The sequence below is a fragment of the Kitasatospora sp. NPDC089913 genome, assembly GCF_044748625.1.
GTDB lineage: Bacteria > Actinomycetota > Actinomycetes > Streptomycetales > Streptomycetaceae > Kitasatospora.
Map to the genome: position 1 here is coordinate 126592 of NZ_JBIVGI010000020.1, position 19424 is coordinate 146015.

General features: G+C 74.9%; 4 protein-coding genes (1 of these 4 running past the window's edge). All 4 read right to left on the reverse strand.

The features are described 5' to 3' along the window. On the reverse strand, positions 1-16246 hold the 5' portion of the coding sequence (locus tag ACIPYS_RS27170; protein WP_400750647.1) for an amino acid adenylation domain-containing protein. 737 nt of this gene lie to the left of the window's left edge; only the first 16246 of its 16983 coding nucleotides appear in the window; its start codon is at positions 16244-16246; its stop codon lies beyond the left edge, outside the window. Positions 16247-16368: 122 nt separating this feature from the next. After that, complete coding sequence (locus ACIPYS_RS27175; RefSeq protein WP_400750650.1) at positions 16369-17184, reverse strand: ABC transporter permease; 816 nt, start codon at positions 17182-17184, stop codon at positions 16369-16371. Continuing rightward, complete coding sequence (locus ACIPYS_RS27180) at positions 17181-18170, reverse strand: ATP-binding cassette domain-containing protein (protein ID WP_400750653.1); 990 nt, start codon at positions 18168-18170, stop codon at positions 17181-17183. The genes ACIPYS_RS27175 and ACIPYS_RS27180 overlap by 4 nt, the downstream gene beginning before the upstream one ends. A gap of 32 nt (positions 18171-18202) precedes the next feature. Continuing rightward, positions 18203-19342: a 4-hydroxyphenylpyruvate dioxygenase gene (hppD, locus tag ACIPYS_RS27185; RefSeq protein WP_400750656.1), complete on the reverse strand. Its 1140-nt coding sequence runs from the start codon at positions 19340-19342 to the stop codon at positions 18203-18205. Between the last annotated feature and the right edge of the window lie 82 nt (positions 19343-19424).

Genomic DNA, 19424 nt, shown 5'->3' on the forward strand with positions numbered 1-19424 from the left:
CGGACAGCTCGAGCAGGGCCGCCACCTCGGCGACCGGGCGCCCGTCGGCCAGCGCCTCGGCGGCCGCCAGCTCACCGGCCACCCGGGAGTCCGGGATGCCGGTGATCCGGAGCGGGCCGTCGTCGTACCCGGCCAGCCGGCGCTCGAGGTCCGCCAGATCGGGGACGTCCACGCCGTAGCGCAGCACCGCCGCACCGCTGACGTCGCGGGCCCCGGCCGGGGCCGTCCGCAGCACCACGTCGAAGCGGTGGCGGGTGAGCTCGTTGGCACCCCGGCCCCGCTTGACCTGGACGTCAACGGCCTCGAACGCCGGGATCCGCCGCGCCGCCGCCGCGAAGTACTCCGGGTCGACCAGGAGTTCCTTCTCCATCATGATCGCCTGCTCGACGGCGCGGGACAGCGCCGCCTCGTTCTGCTGCCCGGTCCGCTGGTTCAGCCGGATCGCGGTCTGGAAGCCGCGCTGGGTGCGCAGGTTGCGCTGGTCGCCCAGGAAGACGGCACCGCCCGGCACCAGCAGCCGCGACAGCGACTCCAGCAGGTCGGTCAGGTAGGCGGCGTCGGGGAAGTACTGCGCGACCGAGTTGATGACCACGGTGTCGAAGAACTGCTCGGGCATGCCCTCCAGTTCGTGCGCCGCGCTCACCGCCAGCCGTACCCGCCCGGCCAGTTCGGGCCGCGCCGCGACCTGCCGGCGCAGGACCCCGATCGCCTCGGTGGAAAAGTCGACGCCCCAGTAGGCCTCGACCCGCGGAGCCACCTTCGCCAGCAGCAGTCCGCTGCCGACGCCGATCTCCAGGACCCGGCGCGGGCGCAGCCCGAGGATCCGGGCGACCGTGGCGTCGCGCCACTCGCGCATCTCCTCCAGCGGGATGTCCTCGCCGGTGTAGCTGCTGGTCCAGCCGCTGAAGTCCTCGCCGAACTCCTCCGGCCGCTCGGCGCCGTACATCAGCTCGTAGACCTGCTGCCACTGGTCGACCTGTTCGTCCGCGGTGCCGCTCTCCGCCGGGGACGCGTCCGTGCCGGGCACCACGTAGGCCACCAGCTGCGGATCGTCGGCGCGGTCGGCGCGGACCACCACCACGGCCTCGTCCACTCCCGGGTGCCGGCGCAGCGTCTCCTCGATCTCGCCGGTCTCGATCCGGTAGCCGCGGAGCTTGACCTGGTCGTCGACCCGGCCCACGAACTCCTGGTTGCCGTCGGGGAGCCAGCGGACCAGGTCGCCGGTGCGGTACATCCGCTCGCCCGGGGCGGCGAACGGGTCGGCGACGAAACGCCCCGCCGTCAGGTCGCCCCGGTGGAGGTAGCCCCGGGCCAGCAGCCCGCCGGCGATGTACAGCTCGCCCGGCACTCCGACCGGGACCGGCTGGAGACGGTCGTCGAGCACGTACATCCGGGTGTTCCAGGCGGGCGGACCGAGGACGACCACGCCCGGACCGGGGTCCTCGCCGGGGGCGATCCGGTGGACGCTGCAGCCGACCGTGGTCTCGGTCGGGCCGTACTCGTTGTAGACGGTGGCCCCGGGGTTCCGGGCCCGCCAGCCCGCCAGCGCGGCGCCGGTCAGCGCCTCGCCGCCGGTCACCAGGTCCCCGCCGGGGGAGAACTCCGGCGGCAGCGCGTCGAGCAGTCGCAGATGGGTGGGCGTCGCCTTGACGAACGACAGCGGGTCGGCCGCCAGCGCCTCGACCGTGCCCCGGTCCTCCTCCATCGGTGCCACGTGCAGGCGCCCGCCGGAGATCAGCGGCCCGAACAGCGCGGTGACCGTGAGGTCGAAGGAGATCGGCGAGTGCAGCAGCGCCGTCCCGCCGCCGAGGGCGGGATAGGTGTCGGCGGCCCAGTCGAGGTACTGCAGGACGGACGCGTGCTCGACCAGGACGCCCTTGGGCCGCCCGGTGGAGCCGGAGGTGTAGATGACGTAGGCGGTGTTGCCCCGGCGCAGCGGCGCCGTCCGCTCCGGGTCGGACAGGTCGTGGCCGTCCCGGCCGGCCAGCTCCGCCGCCGTTCCGGCCGAGTCCAGCCACAGACGCGGCCGGGTGTCGTCCCCGGGCAGCTGGGCGGCGCCCTGGGCGGTGCAGAGCACGAGGGCGGGGTCGGCGTCGCCGAGGACGTAGCCGATCCGCTCCGCGGGGTGGCGCGGGTCGAGCGGCAGGTAGCCGGCGCCCGCCTTGAGCACCGCGAGCACCGCGAGCACCTGCTCGGTGGAGGCGGGCAGCGCGATCGCCACCAGGCTCTCCGGCCCGACCCCGCGCTCGACGAGCAGCCGGGCGAGCCGGTTGGCCCGCGTGTTGAGGGTGGCGTAGTCCAGCGTCCCGTCCGCGCCCGTCAGCGCGACGGCCTCCGGCGTCCGGGCGGCCTGCTCCTCGAAGCGGCTGACCAGGGTGCCGGTGGGGGCGGGGCGCGCGGTGTCGTTCCAGGCGACGAGCACCCGGTCGCGTTCCTCCTGGTCCATGATCGCGAGGGCGTCGAGGCGGCGGTCCGGGTCCTCGACGGCGCTCGCCAGCAACCGCACCAGTCGCTGCACGAACACCTCGACGGTCCGCGCGTCGTAGAGGTCGGTGGCGAACTCCACGGAGCCGTTCATACCGGCCGGGAGGCCGTCCGCGTCGTGCGTCTCGGTGAAGCCGAACATCAGGTCGAAACGGGCGACCTTCATGCCGACGAACGCCTCGCGACTCTCCACCTCGGGCAGCGCCAGGACGGGCGTGGCGTCGTTCTGCAGACCGAAGGCGATCTGGAACAGCGGCTGACGGGACGGGTCCCGCTCCGGCTTGATGGCGTCCACCAGCCGCTCGAACGGCATGTCCTGGTGGGAGTAGGCGTCCAGGTCGGTCCGGCGCACCCGGTCCAGCAGCTCCCGGAAGGTCGGGTTCCCCGAGGTGTCGTTGCGCAGCACCAGGGTGTTGACGAAGAAGCCGACCATGTTCTCGACGGTCTCGTCCGAGCGGCCCGCGATCGGGCTGCCCAGCGGCAGGTCGGTGCCCGCCCCGAGCCGCGTCAGCAGCGCGGAGAGACCGGCCTGGAGCACCATGAACACGGTGGCCCCGCACTGGCGGGCCAGTGCGGTCAGCCCGGTGTGCGTCGGCTCGTCCACGCGGAAGACGACGTCGTCGCCGCGGTAGCTGGGCACCGGGGGCCGCGGACGGTCGGTGGGCAGCGTGAGCTGCTCCGGGACCCCGTCCAGGGCCTCGGTCCAGAACCGGAGCTGACGGGCGAACGGGCTGTCCGGGCCGGCCTGCTCGTCCAGCAGTTCGTGCTGCCAGAGCGTGTAGTCGCCGTACTGGACCGGCAGCGGCTCCCAGGCCGGCTCCTGCCCGTGCAGCCGCGCCGTGTACGCGGTGGTGATGTCCTGGCAGAGCGGCCCCATCGACCAGCCGTCACCGGCGATGTGGTGCAGCACGATCAGCAGGACGTGCGTCTCGGCGTCGAGCCGGAGCAGTTCCACCCGCAGCGGTGGGTCGACCTCCAGGTCGAACAGCCGTCGGGCCGCCGCGGTCATGGCGGCCTCGACCCCGGCCTCGGTCACCGCGGTGACCGGCAGGTCGATCCGGACCTGTCCGGGATCGAGGATCCGCTGCCACGGCACGCCCGCCTCGTCGGGGAAGACCGTGCGCAGCGCCTCGTGCCGGGCCACCACGTCGGTGACCGCCGAGCGCAGCGCGGCGGCGTCCAGCGGCCCGGAGAGCCGCATCGCGATCGGCATGTTGTAGGTGGCGCTGCTGCCCTCGTACCGGTCGATGAACCACAGGCGCCGCTGGGCGTGCGACAGCGGGAGCCGCTCCGGCCGCTCCCTCGGGAGCAGCGGCGGGCGGCCGGCGGCCGCGCGGTCGAACCACTCGGCCACACCGGCGACGGTCGGGTTGTCGAACAGCACCCGGACCGGCAGCTCCGCCCCGAAGGTGCTGCGGATCCTGCTGGCCAGCCTGCTGGCCAGCAGGGAGTGGCCGCCCAGCAGGAAGAAGTCGTCGTCGACCCCGACCGCGGGCAGGCCGAGCACGTCGCAGAACAGGGTGCACAGCACCTGCTCGGTCAAGGTCCGGGGGGCCCGCCCGGCCGCGGTCGGCGCCTGCGGCGCGGGCAGTGCGGCCCGGTCGAGCTTGCCGTTGGGTGTCGTCGGCCATTCCGTGAGGACCACGAAGGCCTGCGGCACCATGTAGTCCGGCAGCGCGGCTCCGGCCGCGGCCACGACCGCGTCCAGAGCGAGGTCCGGTCCGGCCGCGGCCAGCAGGTAGGCCACCAGACGGGGGTCGCCCGGCTGGTCCTCGCGGACCGTGACCAGCGCCTCGGAGACGCCCTCGGCCCGGGCCAGCACGGACTCGATCTCCGCGGGCTCGATCCGGAACCCGCGCAGCTTGACCTGCTGGTCGACCCGCCCGAGGAAGTCCAGCTCGCCGTCGGCGCGCCAGCGCGCGAGGTCGCCGGTGCGGTACATCCGGGTGCCGGGCGCCCCGAAGGGGTCGGCGACGAACCGCTCGGCCGTCAGGCCGGCGCGCTGCCAGTAGCCGCGGGCCAGCGACGGGCCGCTGATGTAGACCTCGCCTGCGCTGCCCACCGGTGCGGGACGGAGCGCGGAGTCCAGGACCCGCACCCGGGTGTGCGGGACCGGGCCGCCGATGGACGGGCGGCCCTGCTCCAGCGGGCCGGTGACGGTCGCGCAGACCGTGGTCTCGGTCGGTCCGTAGGCGTTGACCATGACGCGGCCCGGGGCCCAGCGGGCGACGAGCTCCGCCGGGGTGGCCTCGCCGGCCACCACCAGTGTCTCCAGACCGGGCAGTGCCTCGTCGCCGACCGCTCCGAGCGGAGTGGGCGGGATGGTGGCGTGGGTGACCTCGTGCTCGGCGATCAGCTCGGCGAGCGCCTGGCCCGGCAGCAGCCGGTGCGCGGGGGCCAGGACCAGCGTGGCGCCGGTCAGCAGCCCCATGCAGATCTCCCAGACCGACGCGTCGAAGCTGGGCGAGGCGAACTGCAGCACCCGCTTGCCGGGCCCGGCCCCGAGCCGGACGGTGTGCAGGTCGGCCAGGTCGGCCAGGGCCGCGTGGGTGACCACGACGCCCTTCGGACGGCCGGTCGAGCCGGAGGTGTAGATCATGTACGCGGCCCCGGAGACGTCCGGGGTGCCGGCGCGGTCCGCGGCGAGGAGGCCGTGGTCGGGTTCGGCGTCGATCGCGGCGGCGACGTCGGGGTCGTCGAGCCGCAGTTGCGGCAGGTCGGCCACCGCGCCCACCGTGTCGGCGGTCGCGCCCGACGTGACGGCGAGCACCGGCCGGGCGTCCGAGAGCATGAACGCGATCCGGTCCTGCGGGTAGTCCGGGTCGACCGGCAGGTAGGCGCCGCCGGCCTTCGCCACCGCGAGGACCGCGACGATCCAGGACAGGGACCTGGGCAGGACCACCGCCACGAAGCGCTCGGGTCCGACCCCGCTCGCCACCAGTCGGCGGGCGAGCCGGTTGGCGTGCCGGTCCAGCTCCTCGTAGCTGAGCGTCCGGTCCTCCCAGCGCACCGCGGGAGCCTGGGGGGTCGCGGCGACCACCCGTTCGAACAGCTCGGCGAGCCGACCGGCCGGCACCGACGTGTCGGCGCCGGTGGAGAAGCGGCGCAGTTCCTCCTGCTCGCCCTCGCCGAGCAGCTCGAGCCGGCCCACCGGGTGCTCCGGCCGGACGGCGAACGCGGACACCGCCCGGGCCAGCCGGTCCAGCATCGCCCCGGCCGCCACCCCGTCGAGCAGGTCGGGCCGGTAGGTGATGCGCAGTTCCATCCGCTCGCCGGGGAACGCGTGGAAGACGAACGGGTAGTGGCTGGCGTCGGTGCTCTCGGCGGCCGTCACCTCCAGACCGGCGTCACCGAGGTCCGGCAGCGCCGACTGCAGCGGGAAGTTCTGGAACGAGACGACCGTGTCGAAGAGTTCGCGCCGGGACGCGGCCCGCTGGATGTCGGCCAGGCCGAGGTGGTGGTGCTCGAGCAGCGCCGACTGCCGCTCCTGGAGCAGCCTCGCGGTCTCCAGCAGGGTCTGGCCGGGGTGCACCGCGGCCCGCACCGGGACGGTGTTGATGAACATGCCGAGCATGTCCTCGACGCCCGGCAGCTCGGCCGGGCGGCCGGAGACGGTCGTGCCGAACACGACGTCGGTGCGGCCGGTGAGCCGGGCGAGCAGCACCGCGAGTGCCGACTGCACCACCGTGTTGAGGGTCAGGCCGTACCGGCGCGCGGTGGCCGTCAGGGCGGCCGTCGCCTCCGCGGACAGCTCGGTGGCCAGTCGGGACGGGATCACGACCTCGGCCGAGCCGGTGCCCGGCGCCAGCAGGGTGGGCCCGTCGAGACCGGCCAGCTCGTGCCGCCAGGCCCGCTCTGCGGCGTCCCGGTCCTGTCGGCCGAGCCACGCCAGGTAGTCCCGGTACGCGTGGGCCGGCCTCGGGGTGCGCGGGCCCTCGCGGTACAGCTCGAAGAGCTCGGCGAAGAGCATCGGCATGGACCAGCCGTCCACCAGCATGTGGTGGTTGGTGAACAGCAGCTGGTGGTGGTCGGCACCGAGCCGGACGACGGTGAAGCGCAGCAGCGGCGCGTTGTCGAGGTCGAAGCGGTGGCCGCGTTCCCGGTCGACCAGACGACGCAGCTCGGCGTCCCGGTCCCGCGGCGCACGCGCGGACAGGTCGACGTCCTCCCACGGGAGTTCGACGGAGTCCACGACGACGGCGACGGTGTCCCGCAGCCCCTCCTGCCGGAACTCGGTCCGCAGGTTGGGGTGCCGGGCCAGCAGCTCGCGCGCGGCCGCGCGCAGTCGGGCGACGTCCAGCGGTCCCCGCACGTCCAGGGTGAGCAGCGAGGTGTAGACGTCGATCTCACCCTCGCTGACCAGGCTCTGGAACATCAGGCCCTGCTGGAGCGGGGCGAGCGGCAGGACGTCGGCCAGCGCGGGCCGGGCGGCCTCCAACAGCTCCACCTCACGCATGGACAGCGACACGAGCGGGAAGTCGGACGGGGTCCGGCCGCCGGCCCCGGGGCCCTCGGCATGGGCGACGAGGGCGTCGACCGACCGCAGCCAGGACTGCGACAGCTGCTCGATCTCCCGCTCCGGGACCAGCTCGCCCGCCCACGTCCAGGTCGCGACCAGCACCGGACCCTCGGGCCGGTCCTCGGTGACCAGGGTCAGGTCGACGGCGTGCTCCAGCGGCATCAGCGGGTCGGCGCCGCCGATCAGGCCGGTGCTGCCGGCCGGCGCCCAGTCCCGGTCGCCCGTCCCGGCGGCGAAGCGGCCCAGGTAGTTGAAGCCCCACTCGGCGGAGGGCAGTTCCGCCAGGACCGGGCCGGTGCCCGGGTTGAGGTACCTCAGCAGGCCGTAGCCGGTGCCGTCGCCGGGCAGCGCGTTGAGCTGCTCCTTGACCCGCTTGACCGCCTGGCCGACGGACGGGCCGCCGAGCGGGACGTCCCCCCAGTCCAGCGGGCCGGGGTCGATCCGCACCGGGTGCTGCTCGGTGAACCAGCCGACCGTTCGCGACAGGTCGGCGCCGGCGAACAGGTCGTGCCGGCCGTGGCTCTCCACGTCCACCAGCGGGCCCTCCGCCGGCTGGCCCCGGTGGCGGCGCCAGTCGGCGACGGCCAGGGCGAAGCCGGCCAGCAGGATCTCGCTCACGCCGGTGGAGAAGGCCGCGGGCAGGGTGGTGAGCAGCGGCGCCGTCCGCGCCGGGGACACCGACACGGTGAGGGTGCGGGCGGTCGCGGCCACGTCCCGGGCCGGGTCCAGCGCGCGGTCGGCCACGGCGGGACCGCCGCCGCGGAGCAGGTCGGCCCAGACCGGCAGCTCCCGTTCCCGCTCCGGGGTCCGGGCCAGCTCGGTGAGCCGCGTCGCCCAGGAGCGCAGTGAGGTGCCCACCGCGGGCAGCGCCGGCTCACGGCCGGCCTCCAGCGCCTCCCAGGCGAGGCGCAGGTCCTCCAGCAGGATCCGCCAGGACACGCCGTCGACGGCCAGGTGGTGGATGCTCAGCAGCAGCCGCCCGGCGCGGTCGGGGCCCGCGTCGAACCACACGGCGTCGAGCATCGTCCCGGCCGCCGGCTCCAGGCGCGCCCGGGACAGCGGGAGTTCGGCGCGGAGCGCGGCGTCGAAGGCCTCGTCGTCCGCCCCGTCGCGCGGCAGCTCGACCGCGGTCCGGGACAGCAGTACGTCGGCGCGCACCGGGCCGCGTTCCCGGACGGTCAGCGTCCAGTCGCCGTCCTGCACGTCCAGCCGCAGCCGGAGCGCGTCGTGGTGGTCGACCACCGTCTGCAGCACCTCGGCCAGCCGCTCCCGGTCGGCGCCGGTCGGCAGCGACAGCACGAAGGCCTGGTGGAAGCCGTCGACCGGTCCGCCCAGCTCGTGCTGCGCGCGGACGATCGGGGTCGCGGGCACCTCGCCGGCCGCGGCCGGGTCGTGGGCCGGCCCGTGCTCGGTGACCGCCGTCGCCCGGGCCGCCAGCTCGGCCACGGTGCGTCGGGTGAAGACGTCGCGCGGGCTGATCTCCAGCCCGGCGCGGCGGGCCCGGCTGACCAGCTGGATGGAGATGATGCTGTCGCCGCCGAGTGCGAAGAAGTCGTCGTCGACCCCCACCGAGGGCAGGCCCAGCACCTCCTGGAACAGCCCGGACAGCGTGTGCTCGGCCGGGGTGGCCGCCGGCCGCGAGGAGACCGCGGCCGCGAAGTCGGGCGCGGGCAGCGCCGCGACGTCGAGCTTGCCGTTCACCGTGAGCGGCAGTTCCGCGATCGGCACCACCGCGGCCGGGACCATGTACTCGGGCAGCGTCCGGACCAGGTGGGCCCGCAGTTCCGCCGGGTCCACCGGCCCGGCCGTGCCGACGGCGTAGGCCACCAGCCGGGTCACCCCGGGCGTGTCGGTCCGGGCCACCACCGCGGCCCGCGACACCGCGGGGTGCGCGGCCAGCGCCTGCTCGATCTCGCCGAGTTCGACGCGGTAGCCGCGGATCTTCACCTGCTCGTCGGCGCGCCCGAGGAACTCGATCCTCCCGTCCTCGGACCAGCGCACGACGTCACCGGTGCGGTACATGCGCCCGCCCGGTCCGAACGGGTCGGCGACGAACCGCTCGGCGGTCGACGCCGGCCGGCCGGCGTAGCCGCGGGCCACCTGCGGTCCGGCGAGGTACAGCTCCCCGGGCGCGCCCGGCGCCACCGGCTGGAGGGCGGCGTTGAGCACGTACGCCCGGCCGTTGCGCAGCGGGCCGCCGATCACGGGCCGCTCCGATCCGGCGAGCGGGTGCGACAGGGCGTCGACGGTGTACTCGGTCGGGCCGTAGAAGTTGTGGCTCGCCGTGGTCCGGGCGGCGCGCAGCCGGGCCCACAGGTCGGGGCCGAGCGCCTCGCCGCCGAGCATGAGCACCGCGGGCGCCGTGGCGGGGTCGTCGAGCAGCCCCGCGTCCAGCAGCTGGGCGGCGTAGGACGGGGTGATGTCGAGGAAGTCGACCCGCTGCGCCGCGACATGGGCCACCAGGGCCCGCGGATCGCGGCGCACGTCGTCGTCGACGATGTGGAGCTCGTGGCCGGCGAGCATCCACAGCACGCCGTCGAAGGAGGTGTCGAACGACAGCGACGCGGTCAGGGCGGCACGGAAGCGCCGTCCGCCCGCCGCCGCCACGGCCGGCTCCACGAGGTCGTGCCGGTGCGCGGTGAAGAGGTTCATCAGGCTGCGGTGCTCGACCGCGACGCCCTTGGGCACACCGGTGGAACCGGAGGTGTGGATGAGGTAGGCGAGGTTCTCCGGACGAGCGGCGGCACCGGGCTCCTCCGGGGTGCGGTCGTGCGCGGGGAGCGCGGCGAGTGCGGCGGTGGTCGCCGCCCCGTCCAGCAGCAGGAGGGGGGCACCGGACAGCGCCGGGGCGAGGGCCGCGGCCAGGTCGCGGGTGGTCACCACGACGGCCGGGGCGGTGTCGTCGATCGCGAAGCGGATCCGCTCGGCGGGCAGCGCCGGGTCGATCGGGAGGTAGACCCCGCCGGCCTTCATGGCCGCGAACACCGCGACCACCGCGTCCGTGCCGCGCGGCAGCAGGACACCGACGGTCCGCTCCGGTCCGACCCCGCGGCCGGTCAGCAGGCGGGCGAGCCGGTTGGCCCGGGCGTTGAGCTCCGCGTACGTCAGCGCGCGGTCCGCGCCGACCAGCGCCGTGAGGTCCGGCGTCCGGGCGGCGTGCTCCTCCAGCAGCCCGACGACGGTGCCGTCGGCCACCGGGGCGGCCTCGCCGCGTCCCCGGCCGAGGACCGCGGCGCGGTCGGCCGGGTCCAGCAGCCGGACCCGGCCGACCGGCTGCTCCAGGTCGTCGGCGAACTGCTCCAGGACGTGCACCAGAGCCGTCGCGACGTCCCGCACCTGCGCGGTCGTGAGCAGGTCGGTGCGGTGTCCGAGCCGCAGGCGCAGCGACTCGCCCGTCATCACGGCGATGCTCAGCGGGTAGTGGGTGTCGTCCCGGCCGTCGATGTCCACGACGCGCAGTCCGCCGTCGGCGGTGCTCAGCGACCCCGGTTCGAAGGGGTAGTTCTCGATCACCAGCAGGGTGTCGAACAGCTCGCCGACGCCGCCCAGGCGCTGCACCTCGGCCAGCGGCAGGTGCTGGTGGGGGGTCAGCTCCGCCTGCTCGCCCTGGAGGCGGGCGAGCAGCTCGCGGACGGTGTCGGCGCCGCCGAACCTGGCCCGGACCGGCAGGGTGTTGATGAACAGGCCCAGCATCGACCCGATGCCGTCGACCTCGGCCGGGCGGCCGGCGACGGTGCCGCCGAAGACCACGTCCTGGCTCCCGGTCAGGCCGCCCAGCAGGACCGCCCAGGCGCCCTGCACGAGGGTGCCGAGGGTGATCCCGTGCCGTCGGCCGGCGCGCTCCAGCGCGCCGGTGAGCGGGGTGCCGAGGTCCACCGCGAGTTCGGCGATGCCGCCACCGGTCGGCCGGGCGTCCCGGGTGGCGAGCCGGGTCGGGCCGGGCAGCTCGGCCAGTGCCTCGCGCCAGGCCTTCTCGGCCGCGGCCCGGTCCTGGTCGCGCAGCCAGCCGGCGTACGCGTGGTAGTCGACGGCGGGCGGCAGCGCGGCGGCGTCGCCGTACGCGGTGAGGATCTCGCGCAGCAGCAGCGGAACGGACCAGCCGTCCAGGAGGAGGTGGTGGTGGCCGAGGACGAGGCTGTGCCGGTCGTCCGCGGTCCGCACCAGGACGAACCGGAACAGCGGGGGCCGGCTGGGGGTGAAGCGCGGCTGGTCGGCCATGACGCGCTCCAGCCCGGCGGCGAGCGCCTCCCCGTCCAGGCCGCTGAGGTCCAGCTCCTGCCACGGCACGGTGAACGCGCGGGGCACGAACTGGACCGGGGCGCCCGACCCGTCCTGCCAGAAGCCCGCGCTCAGCTGGGGGTGGCGGCGCAGCGCGTGCTCGACGGCCCGGCGCAGCCGGGCGGGGTCGACCGCGCCCTCCAGCTCGAAACGGAACTGCACGGTGTAGGCGTCCGGCTGCTGGGTGTCGTACTCGGCGTGGAACAGCAGGCCCTGCTGCAGCGGGGCGAGCGGCAGCACGTCGGCCGGCGGACCGGTCTCGGCCGCCAGGGCGTCGAGGCGGCTCTGGGTCAGCTCCGCCAGCGGGACGTCCGCGGCGGTGACGCCGCCGCTGTCGGGCCGCTCCGCGTGCGCGGCGAGGCCCTCCAGCGCCTCGCGCCAGCGCCGGGTCAGCGCGGTCACGGCCTCCTCGGTCAGCACGCCCTGCGGCCAGGAGAGCACCGCGGTCAGTTCCGGTCCGTCGGCCCGCTCGTACGCCAGCACGTCGACCTGCAGGGCGTGACCGACCGGCATCGACGGGTCCTCGGCGCCGTCGAACCCGTCCAGGCCCGGCAGCGGGGTCCACGCCCGCGCGGTGCCGGTGGCGCCGAACCGTCCGAGGTAGTTGAACAGGATCTGCGGGGAGCGGTCGTCCGCCCCGCCGCGCAGGGTCCCCCGGGGGGCCAGGTGGCGCAGGACGCCGTACCCGGTCCCGGCGTCCGGGACGGCCCGCAGCTGCTCCTTGACCTGGCGCAGCGCCAGTCCGGCGGCCGCGCCGCCGGCGGCGAGTTCGGCGAAGTCCAGTGCGCCGAGGTCGAAGCGGGCCGGGAACAGTGTGGTCAGCCAGCCCACGGTACGGGTCAGGTCGACGTCGTCCTCGACGGCCTCGCGGCCGTGGCCCTCGAGGTCCAGCAGCACGGTGGGCCGCGAGCCGCGGCCCAGGTCGTGCCGCCACTGCGCGACGGCCGAGGTGAAGCCGGCCAGCAGGACCTCGCGGACGCCGGTGCGGAAGGCGGTCGGGACGGTGGCCAGGGTGGCGGCGGAGAGTCCGGCGGGCAGGGTGAGCGTCAGTCGGCCGCGGGTCCCCGCCAGATCGAGCCCGGCGTCCAGCGGGCGGTCGCCCAGCGGCTCGTCCTCGGTGTCCAGGACCTCGCGCCAGTAGGGCAGTTCGGCCTCCCGGGTGCCGTCGGCGGCCTGCGCGGCGAGCAGGCCGGCGAAGCGGCGCAGCGAGGTGCCGACCGGTGCGGGCCGCGGGTCCCGTCCCTCGCGCACGGCCTGCCAGGCCGCCGCGAGGTCGGGCAGCAGGATGCGCCAGGAGACGCCGTCGACCACCAGGTGGTGCAGCACGAGCACCATCCGGCCCGGCAGCTCCGGGCCGGCGTCGAACCAGACGGCCTGCAGCATCACGCCGTCGCGGGGCGCCAGGCGGTCCACCGCGGCCCGGGTCTCGCGCTCGGTCGCCTCGGGGGTCGGGTCCTCGCCGGGCGCGACCCGGCGCAGCCGGTCGGCCGCCGGCACCGCGCCGCGGGGCGCGACGTCCAGCCGCCAGGGGGCGTCACCGTCCGTCAGCAGTGTGGTGCGCAGGGCGTCGTGGCCGTCGACCAGTGCCTGGAGCGCCGCGGTCAGATCGTCGGCGCCGGCCCCGGCCGGGGTGGTGAAGGTCATCGCCTGGTGGTAGCGGTCGATCCGCCCGCCGCGCTCCTGGAGCCAGCGGACCACCGGGGTGGCGGGCAGCTCGCCGGTGTCGGGTCCGTGGTCGGCGGCCTCGGCCGGGCCGTGGACGGCCGCCGCGGCCAGCGCCTCGACGGTGCGGCAGCGGAAGACGTCGCGGGTGGTGAACCGGAGGCCGGCCCGCCTGGCCGTACCGACCAGCTGGATCGACAGGATGCTGTCGCCGCCCAGGGCGAAGAAGTCGTCGTCGATGCCGACCTGCGGCAGGTCGAGCAGCTCGGCGACGAGCTCGCACAACAGCGACTCCCGGGCGGAGCGCGGTGCCCGTCCGGACACCGCGGCGCTCAGGTCCGGTGCGGGCAGCGCCGCCCGGTCGACCTTGCCGTTCACCGTCAGCGGCATCACCGGGACGGACACGAAGGCGCTCGGCACCATGTAGTCCGGCAGTGCCGCCGCGGCCAGCCGGCGCAGCTCCGCGAGGTCGAACGGCTCGTCGGCGGCCGGCACCAGGTAGGCCACCAGCGCGGTCCCGCCGGGCCCGTCCTGGCGGGCGAGAACGGTGGCCCGGGCGGTGCCCGGGAGGGCGCCGAGCACGGCCTCGATCTCGCCCAGCTCGATCCGGAAGCCGCGGATCTTCACCTGGTCGTCGGCGCGGCCGACGTACTCGAGCGAGCCGTCCGGCTGCCGCCGGGCGAGGTCGCCGGTGCGGTACATCCGCTGCCCGGGCCCGGCGAAGGGCGAGGCCACGAACCGGCCGGCCGTCAGCCCGGGGAGCCCCAGGTAACCGCGGGCCAGGCCGGCGCCGGTCACGTAGAGCTCGCCCACGACCCCGGGGGGCGCCGGCCGGAGCGCCTGGTCCAGGACGAGCAGGCCGAGGTCGTCCAGCGGGCTGCCGATCAGGCTGCCGGAGGCGCGGGCGGCGAGGGTGCGGTCGAGCGCGAGGTGGCTGACGTGCACCGTGGTCTCGGTGATCCCGTACATGTTGACCAGTACCGGGGCGTCGTCGGCACGGTGGTCGTACCAGGCCGAGAGCCGGCCCAGGTCCAGGGCCTCGCCGCCGAAGACCACGTAGCGCAGGTCCAGCGGCCGGTCCGGCCGTTCCCGGTCGGCCCGGACGAGCTCGTGGAACGCCGAGGGGGTCTGGTTCAGGACGGTCACGTGCTCCTCGGACAGCAGCGCGAGGAAGTCCTCGGGGGAGCGCGACACGTCGAACGGCACCACCACGAGCCGGCCGCCGTGCAGCAGCGGCCCCCAGATCTCCCAGACCGAGAAGTCGAAGGCGAAGGAGTGGAACATGGTCCACACGTCCGAGGGCCCGAAGTCGAAGTGCCCGGCGGCGGCGGTGAACAGGCGCACCGCGTTGCGGTGGCTGACCACGACGCCCTTGGGACGGCCGGTGGAGCCGGAGGTGTAGATGACGTAGGCCGAGTTGTCCGGCGCGAGGCCGGAGGTCTCCGGGGCGGTGGACGGCTCCTCGGCCAGGGCGGCCGCGGTCGCGGGCGCGTCCAGGACCAGCCGCGGCACCTCGGACCGCTGCCCCGCGTCGGCCGCGTCGGCCGGGCCGTCCGCGTCACCCGCGGTCACCAGCAGGGCGGGGCGGGAGTCGCCCAGCATGAACGCCCGGCGGTCGGCCGGCGCGGCGGGGTCCATCGGGACGTAGGCGGCACCGGTCTTGAGCACGGCCAGGACCGCGACGACCAGGTCCAGCGAACGCGGCAGCGCCAGCGCGACGTTGCGCTCCGGGCCCGCGCCGTGGCGGACCAGGTGGTGGGCCAGCCGGTTGGCCCGGGCGTCCAGTTCGGCGTAGGTCAGCGTGGTGCCCGCGTACGTCAGTGCCGGGGCGTCCGGGGTGCGCCGGGCCTGCCGGGAGAAGAGGCCGGTCAGGGTCGCGTCGGCGGCCGGTACCCGGGCGGCCGCGGGGGCGGCACCGCCGGCGGCCGGGGAGGCGGCCGTCCGCTCGTCGGGGGTGGCGATCTCCAGCCGGCCGATCGGGAGGTCCCCGGCGGCCGAGGCGAGCTGCCGGAGTACCAGGCCCAGGCGCCGCCGGTGCGCGTCGACCTCGTCCTCCCGGTACCGGTCGGCGTTGCCGTCGACGTCGATGCGCAGCTCGGTGCCCCCGGCGCGGGTGTACACCACGACGGAGAGGTCGTCGGTCGGGCCGATCGACAGGTTGTGGACGGTGACGGGGTGCCCGTCGAAGGTCAGTTCGGCCGCGAAGGCCATGACGTTGACCTGGGGACCGACCAGGAGGTTGTCCCGGCCGCTGCCGCCGTGCTCGCGGCGCAGGTCCTCGTAGCGGTAGCGCTGGTGGCGCATGACCTCGCGCAGTCGTCCGGAGACGTGGTGCAGGGCCTCGTCGACCGTCATGGCGGAGCGCAGCGACAGCCGCAGCGGCAGCACGTTGGACACCATGCCCGGCGTCCGCAGGGCGGTGCGGCCCAGGCGGGTGGTCACCGGGATGCCGAGCGTGACCTCGTCGGTCCCGGCGGCGCGCTGCAGATAGACCGCCACCGCGGTGAAGACGGCCACCGGCCAGGCCACCGCGGCCTCGCGGGCCGTGTCGCGCAGCGCGTCCAGCTCGGCCGTGTCCAGGGTCATGGTGCGCCGCACCTTGGTGCGCGGGAGCGCGGCCGGTCCGGTGCCGAGCGAGGCGGGCGTCGGCGCGTCGGCGAGCTCGCGGGCCCAGAACGCGCGGTCGGCCTCGAACTGCTCCGACGCCCGGTAGGCGGCGTCCGCCCCGACCAGCTCCGCGAGCGGCAGGAACGGTTCGGCGGCCTCCTGCGGGGTGTCCGCCGCGTTGTAGAGCTCGGCGACGCGCCGGGCGACCGCCGCGACCGTGAAGCCGTCCGCCACGAGGTGGTGGTAGTGGTGGAACCACAGGAAGCGGTCCGGTGCCAGGGCGAACAGCACGGAGCCGAAGAGCGGGTCGGTGCCCGGGTCCAGGGGGGTGTCCAGCACCTGCCGCATCCGGCGCTCGGCCGCGGCCCGTGGATCGGCTTCCCGGCACAGGTCCACCACCGGGAGGGGCCGGTCGGCCGCCGGTCCGACGACCTGCCGGGGGCCGTCCGGGCCCGCCGTGACCCGTACGCGGAGCGTCTGCGCCTCGTCCAGCGTCTGCCGGACCGCCCGTTCCAGTCGGGGGGCGTCGACCGGGCCGGCGATCTCCAGGTACTCGCCACCCTGGTAGGCCGTGCTGAAGGGGTCGAGCTGCTGGGCCTGCCAGATGCCCGACTGTGCTGCGGTCAGCGGAAGTTCAGGCCTCGAGCGATCGGCCGGCCGGTCGTTCGCGGTGCGCTTCGAGGTCTCGCTAGGCACGGTACGTCCCCTTCTGCAATGAACAGGATGATGAGAGGGCCCGGACGGGAAGCGGGCGAAGCGCCCAGCCGGTCGGCTGGGCGACATCGCGTCCGGTCCCTCAGGCGCGGGTCTGAGGGCGCCTAGATCCGGCGCCCGTAGGCGCGGACGGCCAGCGGCACGAAGACCGCGAACACCACGGCGCACGCCACGACCGTCGACAGCGCGTGCGAGCCGACTCCGGCCGTCGGGCCGGTCAGCAGGCCGCGGAGGGAGTCGGTCAGCAGCGACACGGGGTTGATCTTGGACCAGGCCTGGAGCCAGCCCGGCAGGGTGCCGGTGCCGACCAGGGTGTTGCTGCCGAACGCCATCGGGAACAGCAGCATCATCACGAGCATGTTGACCGACTCGGGCTTCTTGGACACCAGGCCGATCGTCAGGGCGATCCAGGAGAAGGCGAAGGACACCAGGAGGACCAGCAGGACGGCCAGGACGGCGGAGAACGGATCGGTGTGGATCCGGAACCCGACGCAGAACCCGAAGACCAGGATGACGAGGGTGGACGCCGCCTGCCGGGGCAGATCGCCGATGATGTGCGCGGCGAGCGGCGCGGACCGGGCGATGGGCAGGCTCCGGAACCGGTCGAAGATGCCCTTGTCGATGTCGCTGTTGATGCCCTGCCCCACGTTGACCACCATGAAGGCCGCGTTCTGGGCGAGCATTCCGGGCAGCAGGAACTGGAGGTAGTCCGACTGGCTGCCGGAGACTGCTCCGCCGAACAGGACCAGGAAGATCAGCATCATGATGATCGGCTGCAGGGCGCTGAACACCACGAGCTGCGGCGAGGTCCGCAGCTTGGTCAGGTTGCGGCCGGCGAGGATCAGCGTGTGACCCAGCAGGCCGCCGCGGCCCGTGTTCGCCGGCGGTACGGCCCGGACGGCCGGATCGGTGGCGCTCATCGACGACTCCCTTCGACGGCCCCGGCCGGCACGGCCTCGGGGGTGGCCCGGTCGGCCGCGTCGCGGCCGGTCAGGGCGAAGAAGACCTCGTCGAGCGTCGCCTGACGCAGGGCCAGTTCGACGAACGGCACCTCGGCCTCCTCCAGTTGCTCGGCCAGCAGGCGCAGCGACCTGGTGTCGCCGGCCGGGGCGCCGACCAGGCCGGTGTCCCGGTCCACGGTCGCCTCCGCCCCGCTGATCGCGGTGAGGCGGTCGGCCACCTCGCCGCAGCGGTCCGGGTCCAGCACCCGGACCTCCAGCGTGAGTCCGCCGACCCGCGACTTCAGCTCGGTCGGCGTGCCGGTGGCGGCCACCCGCCCCTGGTTCAGGACCACCAGGTCGTTGGCCAGCTGGTCGGCCTCCTCCAGGTACTGCGTCGTGAGCAGGACCGTGACGCCGTCCCTGACGAGCTCGCGCACGAGCGTCCAGACCTCGCTGCGGCTGCGCGGGTCCAGGCCGGTGGTCGGCTCGTCGAGGAAGAGCACCCGCGGGCGGCCGACCAGGCTGGCGGCCACGTCCAGCCGGCGCCGCATGCCGCCGGAGTAGGTCCCGGCCGTCCGCCGGGCCGCCGCCTCCAGCTGGAACCGCTCGATCAGCTCGGTCGCCCGGCCGCGGGCCGCCTGGCGGGACAGCCCCAGCAGGCGCGCGATCAGCTCCAGGTTCTGCTGGCCGGTCAGTTCGTCGTCCACCGCCGCGTACTGGCCGGTGAGGCCGATCACGCCGCGGACCCGGTCCGGCTCGGCCGTGACGTCGTGGCCGGCGACCCAGGCGCGGCCCTCGTCGGGGCGCAGCAGGGTCGAGAGGATCCGTACGGTGGTCGTCTTTCCGGAGCCGTTCGGGCCCAGCAGCCCCAGGACGGTGCCGGGCCGGGCGGTGAAGTCGATCGCGGACAGCGCCGGGGTGCCGGCGTAGGACTTGGTCAGGCCTTCGACGCGGATGGTCTCCACGACGGCGCCCCCTTCTCTTCGGTTTCCGGCCCTCACCGGCCGGCGGACGGCTGCGCTGCCGGGCCGGCCGGCAGGGACTGCCGGTCCTCCTGCTCACGCTGCCGGGTCTGTTCGTGGTGCAGCTCGACCGCCTCGTAGAGCGCCTTGATGTTGCCGCTGCCGAAGGTCCGGGCACCGGCGCGCTCGATGACCTCGAAGAAGTAGGTCCCGCGCGGGTGGGTGGACCGGGCGAAGACCTGGAACAGCTGCCCGTCGTGGTCCTCGTCGACCAGCAGGTTCAGGCCGCGCAGCTCGTCCACCGAGTGCCGGGAGACCTCGATGCGGTCCGCCAGGAGCTCGTAGTAGGTCGCCGGGGTGGAGAGGAACTCCACGCCGCGCCGCACCAGTTCGCCGACCGAGGCGACGATGTCCCCGGTCGTCATGGCGATGTGCTGGACGCCGGCGCCGCCGTGGTTCTTCAGGAACGCGTCGATCTGTCCCGGGTCGCGGCTCGGGTCCGGCTCGATGACGGTGAGGGTGACCAGGCCGGACGCGCTCTGCACCACCTTGGAGTTCATCGCCTGGGTGCCGACGACGATGTACTCCTCGAAGATCATGTCGAAGTCGAGGACGTCGCAGTAGAAGCCGACGACCCGGTCGAGCTGTCCCGCCTCGACGCAGATCGCGAAGTGGTCGACGGTGCGCAGGCCCAGCTCCGCCGGGACCGGGAGGTCCGTCTGCGGGAGGAACCCGGGCAGCTCGTGCCGTTCGGCGCCGGCCGGCCGCTGCACGAAGGTGTGCGTCACGTCGCCGAACGCCATGATCGAGGCGAGCACGAAGCCGTCCCGCTCCACCGGTTCGGCGACCGGGGCGGCGCCGCGGCGGACCGCCTCGTGGAACGCGGCGCGGGCGTCCTCGGTGCCCAGCGCGATGTCGGCCACGCCCTCGCCGTGCTGCTCCAGGTAGGCGGAGCCGGGGTGGTCCTCCGTCAGCGGCTCGGTCAGCACGAACAGGATGTCGGCGGCCGCCAGCGTGCGGGAGTGGGCCGTCCCCGGGACACGGGCCGAGCCGACCGGGCGCAGGCCGTAATTCCGCGCCAGCGTTCCGGCCTTCGAGGCGATATCGCTTGCATAGACTTGAATGTGGTCAACGGTAAGGCCCGTGAAACACCTGGTCCTGTCGTCCGCGCTCACTGGGAACCCACTCCTAGTCGTCTGGGTGGTTCATTCACCGGTCGTCCGCGGCCATGCTGGCCGGTCGGCGTACCCGGCTGAC

Coding starts and splice junctions, on each gene's coding strand:
- ACIPYS_RS27175 (WP_400750650.1), bottom strand. CDS start 17,184: ATGAGCGCCACCGATCCGGCCGTCCGGGCCGTACCGCCGGCGAACACG.